The sequence below is a fragment of the uncultured Campylobacter sp. genome (genome assembly GCF_938017775.1).
GTDB lineage: Bacteria > Campylobacterota > Campylobacteria > Campylobacterales > Campylobacteraceae > Campylobacter_B.
In genome coordinates this window covers 1-4,204 of sequence record NZ_CALIIU010000064.1, presented here as the reverse complement: position 1 = coordinate 4,204, position 4,204 = coordinate 1, and the positions used below count along the sequence as shown (strand labels likewise).

General features: G+C 47.1%; 5 protein-coding genes and 1 pseudogene. 1 reads left to right on the top strand and 5 read right to left on the bottom strand.

Annotated features, from left to right (window positions below):
* The 5 genes and pseudogenes from Q0537_RS08530 to Q0537_RS08510 form a co-directional block, all read right to left on the bottom strand.
* Positions 1 to 523: pseudogene (locus Q0537_RS08530) on the bottom strand (hypothetical protein); the annotation flags it as partial.
* A 78-nt stretch (positions 524 to 601) separates the two neighbouring features.
* Entirely contained in the window at positions 602 to 985 is a 384-nt protein-coding gene (locus Q0537_RS08525) for a hypothetical protein (RefSeq protein WP_299227117.1), read from the bottom strand.
* Between the two features lie 157 nt (positions 986 to 1,142).
* The gene (locus Q0537_RS08520; protein WP_299227114.1) at positions 1,143 to 1,553 is read right to left on the bottom strand and encodes an Rrf2 family transcriptional regulator; all 411 of its coding nucleotides are present in this window, start codon (positions 1,551 to 1,553) and stop codon (positions 1,143 to 1,145) included.
* Positions 1,554 to 1,632: 79 nt separating this feature from the next.
* Positions 1,633 to 2,268, bottom strand: a complete 636-nt coding sequence (locus tag Q0537_RS08515; RefSeq protein ID WP_299227112.1) for an NAD(P)H-binding protein — start codon at positions 2,266 to 2,268, stop codon at positions 1,633 to 1,635.
* Between the two features lie 132 nt (positions 2,269 to 2,400).
* Positions 2,401 to 2,775 (bottom strand): cupin domain-containing protein, encoded by a 375-nt coding sequence (locus tag Q0537_RS08510; protein WP_299227109.1) that lies wholly within the window; start codon positions 2,773 to 2,775, stop codon positions 2,401 to 2,403.
* 348 nt (positions 2,776 to 3,123) lie between these two features.
* On the opposite strand from Q0537_RS08510, the gene Q0537_RS08505 reads away from it, so the two are divergent.
* On the top strand, positions 3,124 to 4,080 hold the full coding sequence (locus tag Q0537_RS08505; protein ID WP_299227106.1) for a cation diffusion facilitator family transporter: 957 nt from the start codon (positions 3,124 to 3,126) through the stop codon (positions 4,078 to 4,080).
* Positions 4,081 to 4,204 lie beyond the last annotated feature (124 nt).

The following is a 4,204-nucleotide window of genomic DNA, read 5'->3' as shown; positions in this document are numbered from 1 at the left end:
ATTTTCGTTTTAGAAATTCCGGGCTCGGTTGTCCACCTACGTTATACTGCATAAGCAGCTTTAAAATCGGTTCGTAATTTGGAGTGCCCGGAAATGTATCATATAATGAAAAATCATATTCGGTAATATCAAATCCGTCCGTCGGTTCCGCTTTATCATTTAATATTCCCTCAGGCACGACCTTCTTAATATCGTTTCCGTACCTTAGACCCACCGTAGAGTTTTGAAATTTCCAAATATATGGCTTGTAGCCGCTTTCTAATGCCATCTTTGCTATCTCATACATATTCGTATTCGTAAGATATGAAAAGAAATAATTCGGCTCTCCTATACTAATCATAGGGTAGTCGGTATCATAAATCAACGTAAAATTTCCATCGTCACTTATTTGCAAAGATTTTATATGGTTATAATTCGGCGGAAGCAGTCTGTTTCTAACGACTTCCGCCTCTTCAAATTTAACGCCGTTATCCAAAAGTAGTCTTACTGCTTTGGTAGCATTATTTTCTATCGCATAAGCCATAGCGGATAGCTTGTATTCGTCTTTTTTATGTATATCCGCACCTAGCTTTATAAGCTCTTGAGTGGTATTTGTATCATCCTAAAAGCTAGAATACATCACGGGCGTTACCCCTCCGTCCATAGTGTGATCGACAGATAGATTATTATCTTTCATAAATTTTAAAATTTTATCAGTTTGCTTGCTTTTTAAAAGTCTTTTTAGCTCTACGTCTATGGCGGGTTCTTTAAATACGTTTTTCGGGTTTGAATTGTAATCTATATCCCAATGTCTAAATGCAAAACTTTGCATCTCCGCTTCGCTTACATACTTATCAAGTCCCGCTTCTTTAGTAGTATCGGAGCCTATCGTAATAGTGTAGTGAGATTGAGATTTATGAAGTCCTACTCTTCCGCTTACGAATAGATACAAAATAAGGCAAGCAAAAACTGCGATGAATTGCAATATGGCTTTTAGATATTTCAAAATTTCCCCTTAGAATTAATTAGGAGGATTATATCTTAAATCAAATTAAATCGAAATTTTACATGGCGGGCGGGTAAAATTTTATATAAATTTAGCCCGCAAGCCTTGAAATTTGAGCAAATTTAGAACATAAACGTGTATTTAAATTTTAATAGCCCTATCCCAGATCTTGCAGCAAATCCGCCAAGCTGACGCCGGATAGGGATTTTTTAAAATCATTCTGAATGCGAGCAAAGCGCGGCGCGAGTACCGCCTCGATCTTGCCGCCCACGGGGCAGGCGCTAGGCGAGCCTTTGTGCAGGCGAAACATCGCGTTCTCCTCGCTCACCGCCTCGTAAATGTCTAAAAGCGTGATGAGCCGCACGTCGCGAGCCAGCGTGATGCCGCCCACACCCGCGGTCGTGAGCACTAAGGCTGCGTTTCTTAGCTGCGAGATCAGCTTGCGCGCGATGGCAGGGTTTATCCCCGAGCTTGCGGCGACGAAATCGCCCGTGACCTTCTCCTCGCGAAAATACGCGACGCAAAGCATGATGTGAACCGCGAGTGAAAATTTTATACCTACTTGCATAACCGGCCTTGATTTAAATTTAAAACCGCACGTTAGTTTCGTGCGGCGTTATTTTAGCTAAATTACACAAAATTTAAGCTCACGCTCTCTCGCCGACGGCGGTAAAACGCTTTTGCACGAAAACGCCGTTTTTTAGCTCGTCTATGACCGCAAGCGCTAGGTCTGCGTAGCTGATGTAGCTCTCGTTTTTGGAGTTTAGGATTAGATTATCGCCGCCAAGGACGTATTTGCCCGTGCGAGCGCCCTGATCGTCGTATTCGCCGGCCGGGCTTACGTAAGTCCAAAGCACATCGGTTCTGCCTTTTAGCTCGAAAAACGACTCCGCCGTAGCCTTTGCGACGCCCATATACTCAGGCGGGAAGTCAGACGTATCCATAGCCATAGTGCCTTTATCGTCCACATATAGCGTACCCGCGCCGCCGATAACTAGTAGCCTTGTTTTCGTACCGCTAAGCGCGTCTGCGAGGTGTTTTGCTACCTTTTTATGAAGCGGAAATGTTTCGGGCGTCCATGCCGCAAATGTGCTGATGACTGCATCAAAGCACGCTAGATCGGGCCTTGCTAGCTCAAAAATATCTTTGTAGACGACTTTTATATCGCTATTTTTATACTCTTTGTTTCGCACGATAGCCGTTACGTCATGCCCTTGTTTTAGGGCCTCTTGCACCAAATTTAAACCTGATTTTCCGTTTGCTCCGATGATTGCTACTTTCATTGTTTTTCCTTTAAATTTAATTTGTTTGATCGCACAACCGCCGCGGTTAATGCGCCCGCACATTTGGCGCCGTCTTGCCGCGCCTCACAGTTTAAAATTTACGCTCGCATTTTGTCGCGCGCCTTGCGAAATTTACAGCCAGCTCGGCTTTACATCGTCGTTTATCACGCCGTCGCCGTTAGTGTACTGCTCCAGGCTGCCGCGTTTGGCTTGGATACAGATAAACTTCATCCCCTGCGCGCCCGCCTTGAAGCACCTTTTGCCGTCCGGATCGATGCGGATCGCGTCGCCCTCACCCACCGCCTTCTCCTCGCCGTCTATAAAGAGCGTGCCGCCGCCTTTTAGCACCAAGTAAAGCTCCTCGTTTTGCTTGTGCGAATTCACGAACGGCACGCTCGCGTTTGCGGGAAGTTCGTTGATAGAGAGCTCACAGCCGCTTAAGCCTAGAGCTTCTTTTAGCTCGACTCTCGGTTCGTTTTTCGTTGAAACGATTTTGTAGTTTGACATCTTTTTCTCCTTAGATTTTTGTTGTAATGCTATAACTTACAACCGATGAGCGAAGTATAGTCAAATTTTGTTGTAATGTCAAGAGTTACAGCAAAAATTTTCAAAAAAAATTGACGCGAATTTTAAAATCAGCTAAAATCCGCGCGATTTTAACCGAGGGATTTTTATGCAAAATAGCGCATTTAAGACGTTTGCGATCGGTTCCAACAACGTGCCGAGGCTGATAGAGGGGTTTAACAAGCTAAAGATATCGAAAGCGCACAAGCGCCGAGTCAGAAGGCGATATGGATAAAATTTAAGCGCTTTTTTGGGTATAATGTACCAAAATTTACCGAAAACGAGGTCAAAATGCACGAAAATCACGCCCGTTGCGCGCATTCGCACACGTCAAATAAAACCGTTTTGAGAAATTCCTTCCTTATAATATCCGCTTTTATGCTGGTCGAGGTCGTGGGCGGCTTCGCGACGAACTCGCTCGCCCTGCTCTCCGACGCCGGGCACATGCTATCAGACGCTGCGGCACTCGGACTTTCGCTGTTTGCGTTTAAATTCGGCGAACGCAAAGGCAATCTACAAAAGACCTTCGGCTACAGGCGGATCGAGATTTTGGCCGCGACGATAAACGCCGTCACACTCATCGTCATCGCCGTTTTTATCGTCATTGAGGCGGCGCGGCGCTTCCAAAACCCGCCCGAAGTAGCCACCGCAGGTATGCTTGCCATCAGCACGCTGGGGCTCGTCGTAAACATCGTCGTGGCGCTTTACATGCTGCGCGGCGGCGACGTGAGAGAAAACGTCAATATGCGCGGCGCCTACCTGCACGTACTTGGCGACGCCCTGGGCTCGGTGGGCGCGATCGCGGCTGCGCTAGCGATGATGTGCTTTGACTGGGGCTGGGCGGACGCGGCGGCTAGCGTGCTCGTGGCCGCGCTCATCGTAAAAAGCGGCTGGGGCGTGCTAAAAGACAGCCTAAACATCCTGATGGAGGGCTCGCCAAAGGGCGTGTGTCTGGACGGGCTCGTCGCGCAGATCAGGGGCGTGGACGGCGTGCTTTCGGTGCACGACCTGCACGTCTGGAGCATCACGAGCGGCGCAAACGCGCTCACGGCTCACGTGGTGGTCAGCGGCGAGCTGAGCGTGCGCGAGGCGGAGCGGATCTTGCGCGAAATATCGCATGAAATAGAGCATCTGGGCATCACGCACACGACGCTACAGCTTGAAAGCAGCGATAACGAATGCGCTGACGAGCTCATCTGCGAAGTAAGATCAAATGGCGATAGCGGGCATTTGGGGCATAGTCATTAAATTTTGGATTTGGAATTTTGCTCAACTTATAGTTTTGAAATTTAGCTTGAGTTGGAATTTAAAATTTGGCTTGAGTTTTAAATTTTAAATTTTGCCCGCACCGTGGAATTTCGGAATTTTAGAA

Coding starts and splice junctions, on each gene's coding strand:
- Q0537_RS08520 (WP_299227114.1), bottom strand. CDS start 1,553: ATGCAAGTAGGTATAAAATTTTCACTCGCGGTTCACATCATGCTTTGC.
- Q0537_RS08515 (WP_299227112.1), bottom strand. CDS start 2,268: ATGAAAGTAGCAATCATCGGAGCAAACGGAAAATCAGGTTTAAATTTG.
- Q0537_RS08510 (WP_299227109.1), bottom strand. CDS start 2,775: ATGTCAAACTACAAAATCGTTTCAACGAAAAACGAACCGAGAGTCGAG.
- Q0537_RS08505 (WP_299227106.1), top strand. CDS start 3,124: ATGCACGAAAATCACGCCCGTTGCGCGCATTCGCACACGTCAAATAAA.